The following is a 17,616-nucleotide window of genomic DNA, read 5'->3' on the forward strand; positions in this document are numbered from 1 at the left end:
TAAATTCTCTCCCGAAGGCCCACCCCCGCGTGGGCCTTCGGCGTTTTTGTCATCCGGCGATCAGTCGCTCACGCGAATTCGCCAGTAATTTAAAGGGTTTTTCGATTAGGGTGTATCTACGGTATACCGTTAATAGTGGACTAAGTTAGGCTAGAAAAAAAACCGACTCTCCGACGAACGGTCACACACCTCTGAGCGCTTGCATCGCCCGGTGCAGCTTTCAATATAAAAACATGTAAGTTTTATTGGCCATGAAAGTCCTAGAGGAATCACAGGGCAACTTTCACACACAGTTTCGCTATTGTAACCATTGTGTTCGCTAACCTAACCAACCCGTTCTACAACGTAATAGGCTTCAGCTTGGCCGCTAGCGCCAAAGCTTGAGCGGCCTTCGTTGTGAAAGCCGCCGCATCGGTCGGACTGGGCGTTGGTCCGGGGACATGCGTATGCCCAGCCAATTGAGTGTTCATCTGCTGCAGCAGATCAAGGATGTCGCATACCACCTGAAACAAGTTCACGCTTTCAGATCCGATCCAGTTTTTCGGCGCCTGCAAACGCTGACTGACGCCAGCCACGCTTTTACGAAGCCCCTCGATCCGCTCCTGCATGTCGCCACCCACCGTGGCGTTGTGCTTCTGACCCACGACTAGGTTCAGATCTCGCCCAGTAGCCTGGTTCAAATCATCGACCGCCGCCAGACTTGCAGATCCACCAGACAGCAACTTGAGTGCGCCCAGCGCCTCAATCTTCTTGATGCCACCCACGGTCTCGGTCGAATGGTCGTCAACCGTCCTGGTGTGATTTTGGAAGGCCTCGGTGTTGTCCAAGGCTTCGACCTCGCGCTCGATCGCCTTGTCCCGGATCTTGCCGTCAGTCTGGCGCAGCCAATTGCCATCGGCGTCGACGCGCTGCTGGCATGCCTCGCTGTGCTGCCACACCTGGTCGCCCTTCGGCACCCGGGGCAGGCTCAGACCGTGCGGCAGGATCTGCGTGATGAACGGCTTGTGCGGCAGGCCATAGGCGAAACAGATCACGACCGTTGTGCCCTCCTCCGGAAAGCCAAACATCCCCGCTTCTTGCCCGCCCATCGGCGCCGGCAATGGCAGGCCTTCGAGAATCGGCAGATCCGGATCAGGCTCGCCATCGGCCAGCAGCACTTCGACGTCGACGCCAAAGCGCGGCCGGAAGTCGTCACACAGCCCGGGCGCCGCCGGCGCATCCGGTACCGCGACCACGCGGCCAAAGCGCGGCAGGTGGTATCCGCCGCTTAATTCAGGAAATTGGCGCGCTACGCTGCGCTTTATTGCGTCGTCCATTTGATCGCCATTTGATTGCCGGCGAGGGTCACACTGGTGATTCGTTCGCCTTGGTTGATGGTTGCACCTGGTCGAAGCCCAGGAAGGGGCGCGATCACCGCGCTTTGATTGCCCTGGTAGCCGTCGAACAGTTCCATCGGCAGTTGCAGCGCGGTGCGGGTACCGAAGAAGCTGTCGGTCCAACTGCCCACGAACACTTCGCCGTCGCCCTGCTGCTGCCAGATGAAGTCGGGGATGTTGAAGACGTTGGCCAGACTGTCCATCGCCAAATAACCCGCCGCCAGGCTGTAGAAATACGGCGCTTTGACCTTGGCATAAGCCTTGTCCGGAACCCGAAAGCCCAGCCCGGTTTTATCGCTGATCTCGGCCAGCACCGCCTGCAGGTCGACGTGACGCAGATTCAGCGGCAACGGGTTAGCCAGGATCGAGGACAACTCGCGGCAAGCCACCAGCTGCTGGGTGCTGTTGGCGGCGGTCGACCGCTCGACGTAGCCAAGGAAGTGACGCTGCAGCGTGCGCTCGTTGTAGCCGATATCCAACGTCACCAGACCTTTCAACGATTCACCGGCCTGCACCGTGAACGTCGCACGGCCAGGGCTCTTGATGTCCAGGCGCACTTCGTCCTTGATCAGCGGGTAGACCTGGCCGGCGATCGTCAAAACCTTATGCAGCTTCATGTTTTGGGCGCCAGGTAGTCATCCAGCTTCTTGAGGGTTTTCTCAAAGCCGCTCAATTCCTGACCTTCCCCAGACTTGCCTTCGGCGTTCGTTCCACCAACCGCCTGGCCGGGTGCTGATTGCGCGCTGACGCCGTTTGCTGCCCGTCGCTGTTCTACCTTCTCAGGGTTCGAAGCTTTTTCCGAAAGTGTGAACTGGACCAGCCAAGCGGCCAGCGTGTCGTCTTCCCGGGCGCTGACGCCGTCCGAAAACTGCACCTCACGAATGCCGAACGCGGCGGCGGTATCGTTGACGATCCGGTACATCTTGAGCTGGCCACCGCCGGCAGTGGCCTCGGCCAGACGCATGATCGTGCGCATCTGCACCGCATCAACGAAGGGGATCATCAGCGACACCGCTAGGGTTTTAGGCTTGAAGCCCTTGTGGGCAGTCTCGGTGTTGCTGGTTTGGCCAGACATGTCATCGGCTTCGATGCGCAGGTTGGCGGTGATCTTCATCCGTTTGCCCAGGACCTGCTCGCCGTCGAGTAATAGCGTCATAGGCCGACCAGCTCCCGCACGAAGCTCAAGCCTTCCAGCGACCCCACCAGCAGCACGCCGGCGGACAGCACCCACTCATGACCTGGTGCTTCGCCCTCGAGCAGCGAGCGACGCAGTTCATTGACATCGCCCGGGCCGATCAGCCGCGCGCGCATGCTGGTGTCGGCCGAACCTCCGGCCAACAGCGCCTTGAGGTCATTCAGCTGTTGATCCCGGCCCTGCTGCTGCGCCGCTTTGCGTGTGGCCAGCGCTGCCAGATCGGCCATCGGCGAACTGTCCGCCGCGTAGCTCTCAAGCACCGCCAGTTGGCCGGACATCGATTGCTTCGCGGCTTTGACCAACGTGCAGCGCTCAAGCGGCAGCGATTGCCAACGCGGCAGCGGGCCAGAACCGGGGATAACCCACTTGTCTGTCTCCAGCGTCGATAGATGTCCGGCCCGACGCTCGGTGCGCACCAGGTCCGGGATCGGAAGCAGCGCATTGAAGCGCGACAGCGTGGCGGCCAACTGGGCGTAGTTGGTGCCGAGGAACATCAGTGACAGCGCGTACTGCGGTCCGGTCGGCCGACCAGTGTCGGTAGCGTCGATCAATTTGCCTGCCAGTTGCTGCAGCAGATTCGGCGCAGACAGAAAACGCTGATTGCCGCGTCCCTGACCAATGCCACTCTGGAACGGTGTCACCACCAGGCAAGCAGGCGCTTCACCCAACTGCCCCGCCATCGCTGCACGGCCGGCGGCGATCGCGTCTTTCGCCGCGTCACCGACTGGACCAGGGTTCGTGCTGGTCATGCCGTTGAGGCTTGCCAGACGTAACGCAGTGCTGGCCAGCTCGCCGCCGGCCAGATCCTGAGCCGCGCTCAGTCCTTCCATCCATTGCGTGGCTTGTTCTGGCCAGCGCATGGTCACCGGTGACCAGGTCATGCCGAAAGCTTCCAGGTGACGGCTTTCATCATCTTGAGGTCTTTGCTTTGCCGAGCTTTGTCCAAGGTTTCACGCAAGCTGTCCGCGTGCTGCTGGGCACCCTGCTTGAAACGCACCAGGTCCTGACTGACACGCTGCAACTGGGCGATGGTGTGCGGTCGGAACGCCTTTACATGTTGGTCGTCATAACACGGATAAACGCCATCCATTCCCAGCAGCACCTGGCCATTGAGATCCACCTGGTCATCGATGGCACTGCTATAGCGGTGTACCTCACCCAAAGCCTTGGAGTTGAATCCACCGGCGATAAAAGCCGTGTAGTCCGCTTCGATCATCAGCAGTTTTTGACCCTGTAGTGCAGTCAACACTGCGTCGATGTCATCGACCCAAGCGCCGTTTTTCCAGACCTGATTCGGCCCGGGCTTTTTCATGGTGTATCCGGACGGTATCCGCTCAAATCCTTCCAAGGTGCGGGGCTCGCCGGACACCGTGCTGTAAACCACCACGCCGCCCAAGTAGTCCACCAGTTGCCAATTCTCGCCGTTCCAGCATGCGGCCTGATGTTCGAGGGCAACAGGTGGTGGTGTTTCCACGCAACCGCCGGGGATCAGGTACACACCTGGTTCAAGAGGCGATTCGTCTGCCTCAACGGTGCCAATAAACATACCCAGATGGTCGGTCTGATAAACGAGTTTGTCAGTCATGCTCGGTCTCAATACTTGATGCAGAAAAGAAGGGCGATGTTCTTTGGCCGCGTTTCGGCGGCGCCGGCAGCATTAACGGTGACCGCGTGAGAGTGGTTTCCGCTGCCGTTCATACCTACGTTGTGCGAGTGGGCTCCAGCCCATGCAGTTTCATGCGCACCGCTCGACTGTTGCACCGAGTTGACGCCGGGCGCACCTTGACCAATACCGGGCGCACCTGCAGTCGCGTGGGTATGCGCCCCTTGGACATCGGTCCATGCAGAGTGGACGTGATTACCATCTGCAGAGGCCGAAGCCGTGTGAGTGTGGGACTGATGCATCATTTCCTGATAAGCACCAAGTACCCGAGCGGCATCGATACCGCGTCCATCGTCCAGGCCGCGAAGAAACAGACCACGCAGATCAGGTACGCCGAAGGTACTGGTGCCGTCACCGGCCCCAAACACCGTACCGATACGCGCAAAGAGGCTGGCAAAGGTCGTGCGCGACACCACGGCGCCGTTGCACTTGAGCCAGCCAGATGGCGCTGTACTCATCGCGAACGAGGCCACCATGCCCGTTAACGATTCACCGACCTGTTGCTGGAGCCTATTGAGTGCCGCCGTCGTAGCCAGAATCTCGCTACTGTTGGTGCTGGGATCGTCGCTCTTGGCGTTCGGCAGATTGCCCAGGTCAACGTCTTCTTTGGTGGTCGCCCGGGCGCGCAGGTGTTCGTAATCACCCGTGCGCGCCGCGAAGTGCTTCACCAGCGGCCCGTCGATCAGCTCGACACTTCGGCGATCGGTGACGGTGCCGGCGTTCGGCAAATCCGCCAGTGCGACGCAGTAATGGCGTACCCCGGCGCTGTCGGTGTAGTCAGGGCGATCGGCGGCAAACACCACGTTCCAGCTGGCCACGACATCGCTGAGTTCACGCCGCAGGGAAACGTCCAGCCACGCCGTGGTGGGGAATGCCGGCGGCACCACCGCAAGCGCGGCAGAGCGCACCAGGCGAATGCCTTCGATGTAGGCGCTACCCGGTTGCAGCTGGTAAGCGCTGCCGATCTTCACCAACTGCAGCGAGGCGCCGAAGAAACACGCACGACCAAAGACGTCGCGGTTGCTCAATCGCTCACGCTCATCGATGCCGGCCAAGCGCACGGTGAAGTCGTGTTGCCAGGTGCTGGCATCAATCGTGATGCCGGTCAGCGACTGGGCACCGTCGAACGCCACCAGAAAGTTGCGCGTCAGGTTGTTGCCGATCTGTAGCGGCGGAATGTTGCGACGCTTGATCTGCAGCGGCACATAGGCCACGGCGAACAGCACGCCCTCGGCCGTCTCGAGCCCGATCCAGTTGAAGTCCCAGTCGCCGACGTCGGAGCCGATCTGCGAGCTGTAGACCACCTGGTTGGGGTTCACGTAGCCGGCGTTCTCCCTGGGAATGTCGTAAACGTGAACGATCTGCGCGGCGTCAGGTTTCGGCGCGGCGCGATCGACTGGCCCGCTCGGGTCAAGCCCGGGCACGTTGGCAAAAATAAAGCGCGTGACATCGAGGCCCAGCTGGGCGGCGTGTTTCTGCGCGATCAGGCTTTCACCCGCAAGGGTAATACTGGCTCCCATGGGGGCTCCTAAAGACTGGCAACCAGCGTTTGCTGGTCGTCGTTGAAGTCGACCAGCGCGATGCGAAACGGCACCGGCGTGATGGTCACGAAGTCATAACGGCGGCAGGTGCGGCCGTATTGCTGAATCAAAACCCGCAGCAGTTCCGGGTTCTGTGAAAGCTGGGTGTCCGAGAAACGCAGCAGCACGACGTCCCAATCCCGATCGGGCATGCGCTCCTCGATCTCGATGTAGCCGACGCCCAGGCGCTGCAGGATGCGTTTCATCCCGGCGGTGCTGCCGGCGTCGACCGCGTTGATGAAGGCGAACTTCACGCGCAAGCGGTACATGCTTTCGGGCTCGCCTTTGAAGCGGGTGATGTCGCGTTGCCAGGCCAGCAAATCGAGCATGGTCAAATGGCAGGTGTCAGCGTCCAGCTGCAGCAGCGGCCAGCGCAACCAGCCCTCGACCTTGCCCCACCATGACTGCGCGGCATCCTTGAGCTTGGTCAGCTCGGTACCGGCCAACCAGAATTTCAGCTCGAGCTTAATCATTGGTCAGCACCTCCAGACTCTGGATCCGGGGAATGTTCAGCTCTGACAGGATGTCGTCGTTGTCGAAGTGCAACGACTCGATCCCCGGGAATTGCTGGTGCAGCTCTTCACCAAGGCGGCTGAATGAAAAGCGCGACTGTGGATAAGTCAGCGTCGGCTGGTAGTCGCTGGTGGTGCTTTCGCGAAACGCCGCGCGGATGAACAGCGCGGTTTCATCCTGCAGGGTTTGCCGCTGGGCATCACTCAAGGTGGAGCGCGGCCAGAGGGTCACCCGCAACGCGTGCAGGGTTTCCGGCATGACCATCACCAGAAGATCGTCACCGTGGCCATGGTTGCCCTGGTCCCGGATGTGCGAATTGATTTGCTCCAGGTAAGTCGCTGCCGGCACGTCGGCATCGAACAGCACAAAGGCGTTGGCACTGCCCGGGCCACGTGGGGCGCCATGCTCGAAATACACGCCATCCGGACGCACGCCCGGGAACGCCGAAATCATCGCCCGATACACCGCGTCGGTGTGCCATTGGTTGACCGCCGAGAACTGATTGCGCACGCGCAGACGCAGCTCGTCGTTGGGCTCCCTGTCCGCGCCTGGTGTGGTCAACCAGCCGTCTGCGTTGACGACCTGGGCGATGCCTGGTATCGGCACTGGCAAGACGGCGTAATAGCCGGGCGCCAAGTTGTAGCCGCTGCCGACATCCACCGCTTCAACCGGTACCAGCAACTGCATCAGGCCATCGGTAAAGGTGCCGACCGCCGTAGTCACCAACTGGTAAACGTGGCCATTGATCGCGGCGGACTCCACCACCGTGCCTTTCGCGACCTCAAGCGCCCCGCCCGGGGCCACACGGGTGAACAGCAACATGCCGCTGGCTTTGGTAGCCCCCTTGCGCTCGACATTCACACCCCAGGCCAGCATGTCGAGCCAAGCATCTACGGCGGTTTTGACGAAGAAATTCGGCAGTACCGTGGCGACAAACAAGTCGAGAATCCACAGCACGGGTTTGGTCACCAACGCGGTGACCACCCGCCAGAATGGCGACCAGGTGCTGGTGTTGCTCAATTTGCTGCCCTGGGCGAGTACTTCCGCTTCCCACGCCTGGCGCAGGCCAGCCTCAGTGGTCGGAATGCCGGCATCGGACAGGGCCTGTTTGAAATCCACGTCACTCACAACGTCACCTCGATACTGCCGAATTTCAGGGTTGTGGCCGTCACCAGGAACTGCCCAGGCTCAAGCTGGGTAATCAGTGCCGTACCCGGTACCAGGCGTTCGTCCGCCTCGACCAGCAGCTCCAGTTGCTGAATGCAGTCGCGCTGTTTCAGGCGGTTGCGCTCGGCCACCAACGTCACCAGCAGTCCGCTGTCGCGGATCATGTGGGCGATGTCCTGGGCGATGCTGGCCCGGTCATCGATCAGCTCGGGCTGGCGGGACGGATCGAGCACCAGGTCGTTGTCGTGGATCAGCAGGTCGATGTATTCGCTCATCCCGGGACCGCCATGCTCATCATGTTTTCAAGCTCCAGCGGGGTCATGGGTTTGGCGGTATTGATGTTCAGTGTTTCCACATGGGTGCCCTTGTTCTGGCTGCTGTTGTTGTTCTGAATGCTGGTCAGCAGGCCACCCGGTGGCACGGCGTTGGGACGCACCGGCGACAGGGTTGGAATGGCCGCGTTGATCGTCTGCTGGGCCTTTTGCGCCGCTGCAGCGCTGTCTGCGGTGTTGACGCCGATGTCGGTACCGGGCACCTCGGGCATTGCGCCGAACTTGGTCTCGATGTCGACGCCGGGGATCTTGTTCAGCAGCTCGATCAGGTTGTTGATCGACTTGTGAAAGATCGCGACGATGCCGTCCCACGCCGCCTTCGCCATGCCACTCCAGCCGCCCATGGACGTGAACCAGTCGGAAAGTGCTTTGAGCTGCGCGCTGACCCATTTGAACGCCTCGGTGTTCATCAGCGCAGACGTCCAGTCATCCCAGTAGTAAATGGCGACGGCGACCAGCGCGATCAGAGCGGCGATCCCCATCACGATTACGCCGATAGGGTTGGCCGTCAGAGCAACGTTGACCAGCCAGATCGCGCCCTGCCACAGCAGCATGGCTGTGCGAATGATCCCCATCGTGGTGTACAAAATCGTCAGGCCCGCGACGTACAGCGCGATCACCGCCACCTGTAGAATGAACCCGGCCACGGCCCGCAGATTGAGCAGCTGCACCACTTTCCAGACCGTCACCATGGCCATCCACGCCATACGGCCGGCACCGACGGCAAACGTCAGCAGGGACATGGCGGCAATGAGCGCCAGGATCGTCAGCGAGACGATGCCGATCACCCGCGTGATGTTGGGGAAGATCTGAGTCCAGCGCGTCATGGTGCCGGCAATGCCGGAAAGCTTGGCCATCAGCGGCGTCAGGATCGGGATCAGTGCCTGGCCGAAGGCGATGCGCAGCGCTTCCACCGCTGCTGCAAATTGTTGCCACGGGTCCACCATGGCTTTGGCCATGTGCTCGGCGTCCTCGAGGCCGCGCACCTTGCCCAACTTATCCATGCCGTTGCGCAGCCGATCGGTGTCCTTGGCCAGGGACGTGATCACCTGCGCACCCTCCCCGCCAAACGCCTCCGTCAGTTTGGTGTTGGCCGAAGCACTCGTCAGGTCACCCAGTTTTCCCTGCAGCTTTTCCATGATCTGCAACATGGGCAACGCCTTGCCGTTGGAGTCGGTGAAGGTCATGCCCATCTTCTCGGAGGCGGCGCCCAGGTTCTCGAAGAACGCCTTGTAGCGGCCGCCGGCATCGCCGCCTTCCATGGTGCTGCTCAGCGAGCCGATCACCGCGAACTGCTCCGCAATATCCACGCCGGCAGCAGAGGCGATCGAGCCCACTTCCTTGAAGGCGTCCTTGAGTTGGGCGCCGTCGGTTCGAAACAGCTGCACCGCCAAAGCTGTCTGGCCACCGAGTTTTTCAACCCATTCGCCCTTGCCCATGGCGTCGGCCTGGCCCTTGAACAGGTTGTACATGGTGCCAACGTAGGCACCCATGGTTTCAGCGTCGGATTTGGTGGCCTTGGCCAGCAGGTTGCTGGTGTTGGTAAAGGTGGCCAACTGGCTGCCGGTCAGGCCCTTAATCGCACCTTCGATGCTGTACGCCGACGCGACAAAATCCCGGGCGTTCTCGCCGTAGTTCACCGAGAACTCCAGGGATTTCTGATTCAGCGCCGTCAGCGCGTCCTCGGCCACGCCCAACGATTTGACCTCGCCCAGGGCGCGGTTCATTTCCAGCGCAGGCTGCAGCGATTCGTTGATACCGACGAAAGCACCCGTCACACCGGCCAAGCCCATGCCCATCGTTTTGATGTTCTTTTCGCTTTGCTCAGCAAGGTCGGAAAAACCCGTTTTCACCTTGCCCAACGGTGCAGTGACCTTGTCGGTCAGGGCCAGGATGAAGTCCAGGCGGGCGCTACGGTCGGCCATGTGTGTCCTATCCGTTCAGCGCATGGGCAATGCCGTTGGCTACGGCAAATTCCATGCGCTTCCAGTGTTCGTCTTCCAGCCACTTGGCCGTGCCCATGTTTTCAATGGTGGGCTCGGCACCAGGCAGCCAACGGTTGGTCAGGGCCATCAGCTGGCCCAGCCCGTCCTCGGTCAGGCGGTCAGCGTGCTCAAGGGCTTTTTTACGATGATCCCGATGTCAGGGGCGTACTCCTCGAGCAGTGCGCCGGCGATCTGCATGGTGTTAACCGGGTTAACCATCAGCTCGCGCAGATCGGCCTTCTGCGCCGGCAGCACAGTGGTGCTCAGCAAGTTGAAGGACGGCGCGACCTTGTTGTTGGCGGTCATGGCGTTGAAGTACTTGGTCACGTCCTGGGGCGTCAGGTTGAAGGCGAATTCTTTCTCGCCGATTTCCAGGGTGATTTCGCGGGATTGGATCTGGCTCATGTTCATGTCCGTTTTGGTGGTTGGGTTAAAGGGGTGATTCGGGTCAGCGCAGGCACACCTGGCTGACGTAGTCCTGAAGGCCCAGGATCATTTGCTTGCTGAGGGCAAGCTGATCTCTGAGGGTGAAATAATCCGGTCGAGCGTCTGCTGCGAGTTCGGCGGTACCTGCATCAGCCACGCCGCCGGCGGCGGTGGTGTCTGGCGTGGTGCTGCTGCAGGTGGCTTTGACGCGCAGCCGCTGACGGCCATCGGCAACGTCAAGGCGCAAAGCATCAATTTCAGTGCGTGCATCGGTCAGTTCCTGGGTACGGTTACGGTCGATCGCGTCTCGGGCAGCGATCATCTCGCCGCTGATTCGGGCCGCTTCACGCAAGCCGCTGGCTTCGTACTGGGCTGCATCACGCTCGGCCCGCGCGGTGTCGCGCTGTCCCTGCAGGATGTCGAACCCAACGAACGCCGCCAGGCAGGCCAGCAGTGGAAACAGAAGCTCGCGCAGCATCACAAGTCCTCAGCGCAAACGGTGGCTTCGTCCCGCCGGCGAGCGTGCAGCCCTGGTACAAATTGTTTTCGGCCTTGGGCATCGGTCACAAACGACCACACCGGTGTTTTGCCATCGGGCGCCCAGGCCAACGCCTTGCAGCCCTCGGCGATGCGACCGGCATTGATCAGGCCGACAGCCCGACTGGCGCAGGTACTGGCCACGCCGAAGTTGTGCGAGTGGCTGCTCAGGGCGTCGAAGGTCTTCTGGCCGATCGCCTGATTGTTCAGGCAGTCAGCCAGAGCCAGTTGGCCTTTCTCGATCACCAGCTGCTCCATCTCGGCACAGCGTGCCGGCGACCAGTAGTCACCGACGATCAGCGGATACGGACTGGTGTAACGGGTGATGCCCTTGCACACCGTAGGCAGGCCACGGGCCAACTTATCGGCGTACACCACGTTCTGGCCGTTGCCTTCCCACTTGCCCAGGAACGCGAGCAAAGGCGCGCTGGCCAGCACAATGGCGCCGGCGGCGATCTTGTTGCGCAGGCTCACGACTTGCCCTTCCAATCGAGCAGCATCTGGCGATACTTTGGAATCAGCAGAAGGATCTGCAGCACCATGTAGAGCGCGGTCAGCATGTAAGCGACCGCCGACCAATCGACGGTACCCGTTACACCTGTAGCGGCCACGCCAATTGCGGGCGACGCCTTGGCCAAGGCAACGGCGGTGTCCTGGGCGACCTGATTCGCGCTCATCGCAGAACCTCTTTCTCAAAAATGGTTTGGCACGGCACGCAGCGGGTCATACCGCCCAGCGCCTGGCGTTTTTCCGGGATCGGCTGATCACAGTCTTCGCAATGGGTCAGGCTTGGCCCGATCGGCCGCGTGCGGGCCAGCTGAGCGGCGATCGCCTGATCACGCTGGCGTTGCTCCAATGCCTGGGCGCGGTCGAACGGGCAGACCATCAGCGCAGGCCCTCGATCTCGGCCGCAGCCAGGTACGGCACGCCGTTGATGCGGATGAAGTCCGGACTGGAAACGTCGAACGGCACCTTATGCTTGGTTTTCTCGCCGCCTTTCGGGTCGACACTGAGCAGGCTGGACACCTTCAACTTGCAGCCGAAGGCCTCGATGCGCAGCTCTTCATCGCCTGCTTTGGCGAAGAACACCGAGTCGAAAGGCTCCAACTGGCGGAAGCTGCCGGCAGAGCGTGCCGCCTCGATCAGCAGGTTGAAGTTGTTGGTGTCGAACTCGAACTCGCCACTGGCAGACACATCGCCGTCAACGGTGCCGTTGGGCACGCCACGGGTTTGCGCCACGGCGGTGTTGTCAGTGATATCCAGGGTGCAGCTTTCGACATGGATCTGCAGATCGCCCAGGTTGATGTCGAAGTTTTTACCGCCAATACGGGACATAAGGGTTACTCCGAATCTTCGCTGGAAAGGTCGAGGGCAATGTTGGCCGTCAGGTCTTTCGGGCAGTTGAGCGGCCGGATCTTGATGTAGATCTCAACCTTGGTTTTGCTGTGCCACACCAGGACGATGTCGCCGTCCTTCGGCGATTCGATCTCGCCCGGGAACACCTCACCGGCGAAAGTGGTGGACTTGGCCATCTGGCGCAGCGGTTTCATGAATGCGCTGATAGCCGCAGCCATACTGTTGGGCGAGTTGTTCAAGCGACGATCACCGACACGGCGGATCAGCAGCGGGCGAACTTGGCGAGCGGCCTTGTCGGCCAGGCGCAGGTACTCGACCACCTGAAAGTCACTGGCCGGCGCATCGAGCATGTTCCCGTCGCCCCAGAACACGCCCGGGTAATCGGCATAGGTTTGCGACACGGAGAAACGTGCGGCGTCCAGCTCGGCGCGAATGGCGGACGGCAACGGCACGCCTTCCTTGTCGACGGGAACGGTGCCCAGGCCCAGCAGAGCACCAGACGCCACGCGCATCGGACTATCGGCAATGCTCACGGCGGCGTTGGCCAGTCGGCCAGCCAGCACGCCCAGGTCATTGCCGTGCAACTGCGGCACGACCAGGACACGCGGCGCAGCCAGATCGGCGGTGATCGCTTTCTGCTCGGTCAGGTATTCCGCCCAGGTCTGCTGCACAGTGATGCCGGCACTTGCCGCCATGACAAAAGTGCGACGGCCAAAGGTGTTGTTCAGCGCGATCGCCGCGTCATGCATGACTGACAGTTCATTGCCGGCATCCACTGGGGTAGTAATCACCACCGCCTCGACGGAAAAGCCTTTTTGCTGGGCGTTGGTCAGTGCTTCGGACCAGCTACCATCGGCCGCGATCGGAGCAGCCAGGCACGCCCAGCGATCGCCTCCGTTGAGACGTGCGGCCGTGATCTGAGTTTTCAGGTCACTGGCCGGAATACCCAGCGAACCGTCGAGGTCGCTGTCGGTATTGAGGGCGAGCAACTGGCCGACGTTTTTGGCGGCGGTGCCGATGAAAAGGAAATAGCGTTCGATCTCAGTCACGGCACCCTGGCCGAGATTGAGGTTGTTAACGCTGACTTTGCCGAGTGCCATGCAGTGCCTCGCTAGCGGGGTGAATTAAGGATTTGTTGGAGCACCTGGTTCAGCAGCGAGGCGGTATCGCCTTCGGTGCCGACGCCGATGAATTGGCGCTTGGGCAAGGTGATCTCCCAGCTTTGTGCGCCGCTGCTCTCGGTTTTTTCGTCGTCCAGGATGCGGATCAGTAGTCCCGCCCTGGCGTAGTTGACGTGTTCTTGAATCCAAGCCACTGACGGTCTGGTCAGAGACTTCTTGCCCTCCTGGCGAACCTTGAAACCCAACTTGCGCAGGCGCTTAGCTTGCTTTTCCGTGGCAGCCAGGCCGGCGGGGACGGTATTCCACCGCTTCATTTGAGCGGCCGTACGGCGCTCACTGACGCCATTGTGTTGCTGCGCCGCGACCCAACTGGTCAGGGCATTTTTCCAACCGAGCACGGCTTCGTCGGCATTGACGCTGGTGACCTGCATCAGCTTGGCCAGACCCGCTTCCATCTTCTTTTTGCCCTTGCTCGACCCCTTGCGCGCCTCGAACGGCGAGCCGTCCAGGTTCTGCTGGTCGCGCACGCGCTTGCGGCTCATCGATCGCACACGCTTGGAGACGTTGTTCAGCAAACGCCGGCGCAGTTTTGGCGGCAGGCTGAGCAAGGCCAGTTGTTCCTGCGCCCCGAGATAGCCCCTGATGTCGAGATCGACGTTGCTACGACCGGCCATGGCTCGACACCTCGCCGTGTTCAGCGACCCACAAGTCAAACGGGATGAACGACCAGGTCTTACCAAAACCCTCGATTTCGCCATCCGGATCCTCGGCCAGGTATTGCGGCTCGATGAATTCGAGGGTGATGTCGACGTCGGCCAAATCGCTGTCGAGCATGGTGATGTCGAACTTCGCCGCCGGTAGTTCGTCGCGCTCCTGGTCGTTGCCCTCGAGCCAACTGCCCACCAACGCCATCAGGCGCCCCGGGTGATCGGCGAAACGTTCCAAGGCGATCGTGGCGCTGTAGCGCATGTCACCCATGCGCATGCCGCCGACGTCGGGCTTCCAGATCAGTTCGAGATTCACCTGGTTGGTCCAGCTGTCGAGCTGCTCGGACTGAACCAGCCGGCGCTCGATCAGATACGCGGTCAAAGCGCGGAGCTTGATCACAGGAGTGCCGCCGTGATGCGGCCACGGCCCTGCAGCGATCGCACGGCCTGCTGGCTGAACTCAAGGAATGTTTCTTTGCGCTCGGGGGCTTCCTTGCCCAGATTCTCCGCGCTTTCGCGGCGGATGATCGAGGCGAATTCCGGCAGCAAGCTGGCCTTAGCGCGGCAATACACGGCGCGCTTGTACGTCTCGGCTTGATAGGTGCGCTCCGGCAGGACGGTGGTGTCTGCAGATTCAACGCGTGACACTCCAGCGCCCTGCCAGCGCGCTTTTAACTTGGCGAGGTCACGGTTGACCTCGGTCATGGCCGTAGCCAGGTTGATGACCAGCATCTCTACCAGGTGCTCCGCCGGCAGGCGGTAGCCCTTCTGGAACTCGGTCACGGAGAGGTCCGGCCAGAAGCCGTCGTTCTCGATCGCTTGTTCCACAAAGGTGGTGGGTTTCCCGGAAAAGCTCATTGCTGGCCACTCGAATAGGGCGGGAAGCCTGTTTTCAGTGGGACGGTCCATAAATGGGCGGCTCACTTCCACAGGTTCCCGCTGGGGGGGGTAGTCGGTTACTGGGTGACCGGGTTAGCGGCCGCTTTTTCCAAGGCCCTGCGGACCTCTTTGATGCGTGTGTTATTGCCGGCCTGTGCGTACAGCTCCGTCGAACGCTCCAGATGCTTGAGCGCGACGTCCCACTGCTTGGCCTCCATGGCCAGCATCCCAATCAACTTGTGGTACTTGCTCGGGATCTGCTCCGTCAGCTCCCATTTGCCGTCGACAAAAGGCAACAGGTTGGACAGGTACGGCTCCGGGCTACGCTGGGCGGTGTATTCGGCGTAGGCCCACTCACACACGGCGTCAGCAACAAAGGTCTGGATATCCCGGCGCTTGAAGCGCTCGGGCATCTGCTGGCCTTGCTCCATCAGGAAGTCCGCCAGTTCCAAGGCGTCATCGAACTGGACGGTGTCGAACAGCCAAACCATGACCTGCACCGCAACACGGTTAGGGAAATTCAGCCCCGATTCGCAGTAGCGCTGCACGTATTCCTGGTACTTGGGCAGCAACTCATCACGCTTCAGTGCCTGGCGTCCGGCCAGGCCGTTGATTGCGCTGATGCGCTCCAGATCCTGGTCCAACGCCGCTTCCTGCAGCATCAAATGCTTGCGCGCATTGGCGGGGCTGCTCAGTGCATCAGCCGGGGTGTACGCCAGGGCCGCACCCGAGAGGGCAGCGGCAGCGGCAGTTACACCCATGGCCAAGGTGCGGCGCTTGTGCGCAAGGGCGAGGCTCACGCAACCAGCTCCACGTTTTCGGTCAGCGCGATCTTTTCCAGTTGCTCGATCACGTAACCTTCGTTGCGGCTGTTGTAGTCCTCGACGCGGGAGCGTTTAGGGTTGTCGACCGTCTGCTTACGCCAGCTCGAATCCTGGAAGTAGATCGACAGGTTGTCCCAGCTGGTGACCAACACGGCGTTGACCGGGAAGTTCGGCACGCTGAACGAAGGCAGACCGCCATAGGTCGCGATGACCTGCAGGTTTTCGATGCGCTCTTTCTCGGTCGGGGTGTCGCCCTGTTTGGTGTACAGCTTGGCCTTGTCAGCCGCCAACAGGTCGGAACCGATGATCGCCACAAGGTCGCCGTCTTCGCGCAGGATCTCGTCAACCATCTGCTTGGTGTCGTGCACCAGGGCATCGAGGTTGGCATAGTCGCCACCGGCGCCCAGCTTGACCTTGTCAGCGGTGGCGCCCTCTTTGAGAACCTGCTGCGGGGCCTGCTCACGCAGTTGCTGCAACCAGCCCTTGTTCACGTCCTGCAGCTTGGGGTTGGCAGCCAGATCGGTTTGCGTTGCCGCGTGAGTGCCGTGGAAGCCGATGACGATTCGATCCTGGGCAATGCGCTTCTGCACAGCGGCGGAATAGCGATCTTTGAAGTCCGGAAACTTCGCCCAGGCGTCGATCTTGGCGTATGGCAAACCCACGTCGGACTGGGTGTCGCTCAGCTCGTAGGTGGTGTTTTCCAGCGCGGAAGCGTCCTTGGCTTCCCGATCGGTCGTCTTGGTGTTGGTGCGGCCAGTGACCGGACCGTTAACACCGATGAACACCTTTTCACCCTTGATCTCGCTGACCGGAACGACGTTGATACGCTCCAGGAAATCGGCCTTGGCGGTGATCGAGTCGTTCAGCTCTTGAGCAATGGACGGCTCGACGCTGAAGGTCTTGGTGGCGCTCTCGATGCCGTAACTTTCGGCGATCGCCTCCTGCAGCTCTGCGTATTGCTTGGCGCCATTGGCGCTCAGTGGCTGGCCCATATCAGAGCACCCGCTTTTTGGCGGTAGTTACCGGACCCGAGGTGCGGGGCAACTGGCGACCGCTCGGGGTGTTCTGCAGTGCGGTGAACTGCTTCTGCAGCTTCGCCAAACCGGCAAGAACAGCTTTGTTGCCGGAATTACGGCTGAGGTTCTTTTCTTCCTCAGCGGTGGCAATGATCACGTCGACCGCGCTTTGTACGTCGTCGACAGGCTCGTCGTCGATCTCTGGCACTACTTCAGCGAAACCGTCGACCAGGGCCTGCAGACCAGCAGTCACGATCAACTGCTGTTCAATCAGGGCCTGAATAGCCTTGGCTGTAGCTTCATCCATTGGGGGTTTGCTCTCTGTGGGGGATTGCGGGTTTGCGGGGATTTCTTCGATGCCGAAGCGTTTGAACAACCCCGTAAACGCGGTGATCAGCTTCTGCAGTTCGCCTTGTGGCTGGGTGTCACGCAGGGAGCCCAATTCAACTGACGCGGCGTAGTACGCGGTCTGGTTGGTTTTCTTGGAAAAGTAGAGTTCCTGCGTGCCCAGGCTGGCTGGTTCGTCAGTGACAGCCAGACCGGACAGGTAGGCTTTGCCACTGCCGGCGAAGTTCGGGGTGATCTCGATGCTGGTAAATAGCTTCTGGCCCTGATCATTCAGGTACAGCAGTCGATCGTTGGGCTTGAGCTGGGCTTCCAGGGCAATTTGCCCCTCTTCCAGGTCATCGCCCTCTTCCACCAGGCGCACCGCATAAACGGTGCCGTGGGAACCACTCCAGCGTTCGTGGTCGCACCAGATCACAGCCGTGTATTTGGACGGTTTGTAGGTCTCGGCGATATCGCGCAGTTCCTGGGGAAGGATCTCGCGGCCATCGGCGGTGGTGCCGCTGGTGGCGACACGTTTCCAGAACGAAACAAGGGAACGGGGCATGGGCGATAACTGCGCTCAATCGGTGGTTTGAGCCGCCAAGATATGGA

Annotated in this window: 24 protein-coding genes; all 24 read right to left on the bottom strand. The window is 60.9% G+C overall.

The window, feature by feature from the left end:
- Positions 1 to 338: 338 nt before the first annotated feature.
- A complete protein-coding gene (locus AACY02_RS20670; protein WP_339433557.1) occupies positions 339 to 1,316 on the bottom strand; it encodes a hypothetical protein in 978 nt (325 codons plus the stop codon).
- Positions 1,301 to 1,993 carry a hypothetical protein gene (locus AACY02_RS20675; RefSeq protein ID WP_339433558.1) on the bottom strand — a complete coding sequence of 231 codons (693 nt, stop codon included), beginning with the start codon at positions 1,991 to 1,993 and terminating at the stop codon, positions 1,301 to 1,303. The genes AACY02_RS20670 and AACY02_RS20675 overlap by 16 nt, the downstream gene beginning before the upstream one ends.
- Positions 1,990 to 2,532, bottom strand: a complete 543-nt coding sequence (locus AACY02_RS20680; protein WP_339433559.1) for a baseplate complex protein — start codon at positions 2,530 to 2,532, stop codon at positions 1,990 to 1,992. Before AACY02_RS20680 ends, AACY02_RS20675 begins: the two co-directional genes overlap by 4 nt.
- Positions 2,529 to 3,452: a hypothetical protein gene (locus AACY02_RS20685; protein WP_339433560.1), complete on the bottom strand. Its 924-nt coding sequence runs from the start codon at positions 3,450 to 3,452 to the stop codon at positions 2,529 to 2,531. Before AACY02_RS20685 ends, AACY02_RS20680 begins: the two co-directional genes overlap by 4 nt.
- Complete coding sequence (locus AACY02_RS20690; protein ID WP_339433561.1) at positions 3,449 to 4,156, bottom strand: hypothetical protein; 708 nt, start codon at positions 4,154 to 4,156, stop codon at positions 3,449 to 3,451. Before AACY02_RS20690 ends, AACY02_RS20685 begins: the two co-directional genes overlap by 4 nt.
- An 8-nt stretch (positions 4,157 to 4,164) precedes the next feature.
- Positions 4,165 to 5,754, bottom strand: coding sequence for a phage tail-collar fiber domain-containing protein (locus AACY02_RS20695; protein WP_339433562.1), 1,590 nt, complete (start codon positions 5,752 to 5,754; stop codon positions 4,165 to 4,167).
- Between the two features lie 8 nt (positions 5,755 to 5,762).
- A complete protein-coding gene (locus AACY02_RS20700; RefSeq protein WP_123533176.1) occupies positions 5,763 to 6,287 on the bottom strand; it encodes a phage tail protein in 525 nt (174 codons plus the stop codon).
- Entirely contained in the window at positions 6,280 to 7,455 is a 1,176-nt protein-coding gene (locus AACY02_RS20705) for a baseplate J/gp47 family protein (protein ID WP_339433563.1), read from the bottom strand. Before AACY02_RS20705 ends, AACY02_RS20700 begins: the two co-directional genes overlap by 8 nt.
- A complete protein-coding gene (locus tag AACY02_RS20710; RefSeq protein WP_123533180.1) occupies positions 7,452 to 7,769 on the bottom strand; it encodes a DUF2590 family protein in 318 nt (105 codons plus the stop codon). Before AACY02_RS20710 ends, AACY02_RS20705 begins: the two co-directional genes overlap by 4 nt.
- Positions 7,766 to 9,751, bottom strand: coding sequence for a phage tail tape measure protein (locus AACY02_RS20715; protein ID WP_339433564.1), 1,986 nt, complete (start codon positions 9,749 to 9,751; stop codon positions 7,766 to 7,768). The genes AACY02_RS20710 and AACY02_RS20715 overlap by 4 nt, the downstream gene beginning before the upstream one ends.
- A gap of 7 nt (positions 9,752 to 9,758) precedes the next feature.
- Positions 9,759 to 9,899: a DUF6890 family protein gene (locus tag AACY02_RS20720; protein ID WP_163005298.1), complete on the bottom strand. Its 141-nt coding sequence runs from the start codon at positions 9,897 to 9,899 to the stop codon at positions 9,759 to 9,761.
- A gap of 23 nt (positions 9,900 to 9,922) precedes the next feature.
- On the bottom strand, positions 9,923 to 10,216 hold the full coding sequence (locus AACY02_RS20725) for a putative phage tail assembly chaperone (RefSeq protein WP_064392723.1): 294 nt from the start codon (positions 10,214 to 10,216) through the stop codon (positions 9,923 to 9,925).
- 43 nt (positions 10,217 to 10,259) lie between these two features.
- A complete protein-coding gene (locus tag AACY02_RS20730; RefSeq protein ID WP_339433565.1) occupies positions 10,260 to 10,715 on the bottom strand; it encodes a lysis protein in 456 nt (151 codons plus the stop codon).
- Positions 10,715 to 11,248, bottom strand: coding sequence for a lysozyme (locus AACY02_RS20735; RefSeq protein ID WP_339433566.1), 534 nt, complete (start codon positions 11,246 to 11,248; stop codon positions 10,715 to 10,717). The genes AACY02_RS20730 and AACY02_RS20735 overlap by 1 nt, the downstream gene beginning before the upstream one ends.
- Entirely contained in the window at positions 11,245 to 11,451 is a 207-nt protein-coding gene (locus AACY02_RS20740; protein ID WP_122594882.1) for a hypothetical protein, read from the bottom strand. The genes AACY02_RS20735 and AACY02_RS20740 overlap by 4 nt, the downstream gene beginning before the upstream one ends.
- Complete coding sequence (locus AACY02_RS20745; protein ID WP_339433567.1) at positions 11,448 to 11,660, bottom strand: TraR/DksA family transcriptional regulator; 213 nt, start codon at positions 11,658 to 11,660, stop codon at positions 11,448 to 11,450. Before AACY02_RS20745 ends, AACY02_RS20740 begins: the two co-directional genes overlap by 4 nt.
- The gene (locus AACY02_RS20750) at positions 11,660 to 12,109 is read right to left on the bottom strand and encodes a phage protein (protein ID WP_064381012.1); all 450 of its coding nucleotides are present in this window, start codon (positions 12,107 to 12,109) and stop codon (positions 11,660 to 11,662) included. Before AACY02_RS20750 ends, AACY02_RS20745 begins: the two co-directional genes overlap by 1 nt.
- A 5-nt stretch (positions 12,110 to 12,114) precedes the next feature.
- Positions 12,115 to 13,230 (bottom strand): DUF2586 domain-containing protein, encoded by a 1,116-nt coding sequence (locus AACY02_RS20755; RefSeq protein WP_339433568.1) that lies wholly within the window; start codon positions 13,228 to 13,230, stop codon positions 12,115 to 12,117.
- A gap of 11 nt (positions 13,231 to 13,241) precedes the next feature.
- A complete protein-coding gene (locus AACY02_RS20760) occupies positions 13,242 to 13,925 on the bottom strand; it encodes a phage virion morphogenesis protein (RefSeq protein WP_339433569.1) in 684 nt (227 codons plus the stop codon).
- The gene (locus AACY02_RS20765) at positions 13,912 to 14,358 is read right to left on the bottom strand and encodes a phage tail protein (protein WP_339433570.1); all 447 of its coding nucleotides are present in this window, start codon (positions 14,356 to 14,358) and stop codon (positions 13,912 to 13,914) included. The genes AACY02_RS20760 and AACY02_RS20765 overlap by 14 nt, the downstream gene beginning before the upstream one ends.
- Entirely contained in the window at positions 14,355 to 14,816 is a 462-nt protein-coding gene (locus tag AACY02_RS20770; RefSeq protein ID WP_339433587.1) for a head completion/stabilization protein, read from the bottom strand. Before AACY02_RS20770 ends, AACY02_RS20765 begins: the two co-directional genes overlap by 4 nt.
- Positions 14,817 to 14,914: 98 nt before the next feature.
- Positions 14,915 to 15,637, bottom strand: coding sequence for a phage terminase small subunit (gpM, locus tag AACY02_RS20775; RefSeq protein WP_339433571.1), 723 nt, complete (start codon positions 15,635 to 15,637; stop codon positions 14,915 to 14,917).
- On the bottom strand, positions 15,634 to 16,653 hold the full coding sequence (locus tag AACY02_RS20780) for a phage major capsid protein, P2 family (RefSeq protein ID WP_339433572.1): 1,020 nt from the start codon (positions 16,651 to 16,653) through the stop codon (positions 15,634 to 15,636). The genes gpM and AACY02_RS20780 overlap by 4 nt, the downstream gene beginning before the upstream one ends.
- A gap of 1 nt (position 16,654) precedes the next feature.
- On the bottom strand, positions 16,655 to 17,569 hold the full coding sequence (locus tag AACY02_RS20785) for a GPO family capsid scaffolding protein (protein ID WP_339433573.1): 915 nt from the start codon (positions 17,567 to 17,569) through the stop codon (positions 16,655 to 16,657).
- Positions 17,570 to 17,616: the final 47 nt, after the last annotated feature.

The sequence above is a fragment of the Pseudomonas sp. EA_65y_Pfl2_P78 genome (assembly GCF_963970495.1).
Classification (GTDB): Bacteria; Pseudomonadota; Gammaproteobacteria; order Pseudomonadales; family Pseudomonadaceae; genus Aquipseudomonas; species Aquipseudomonas baetica_A.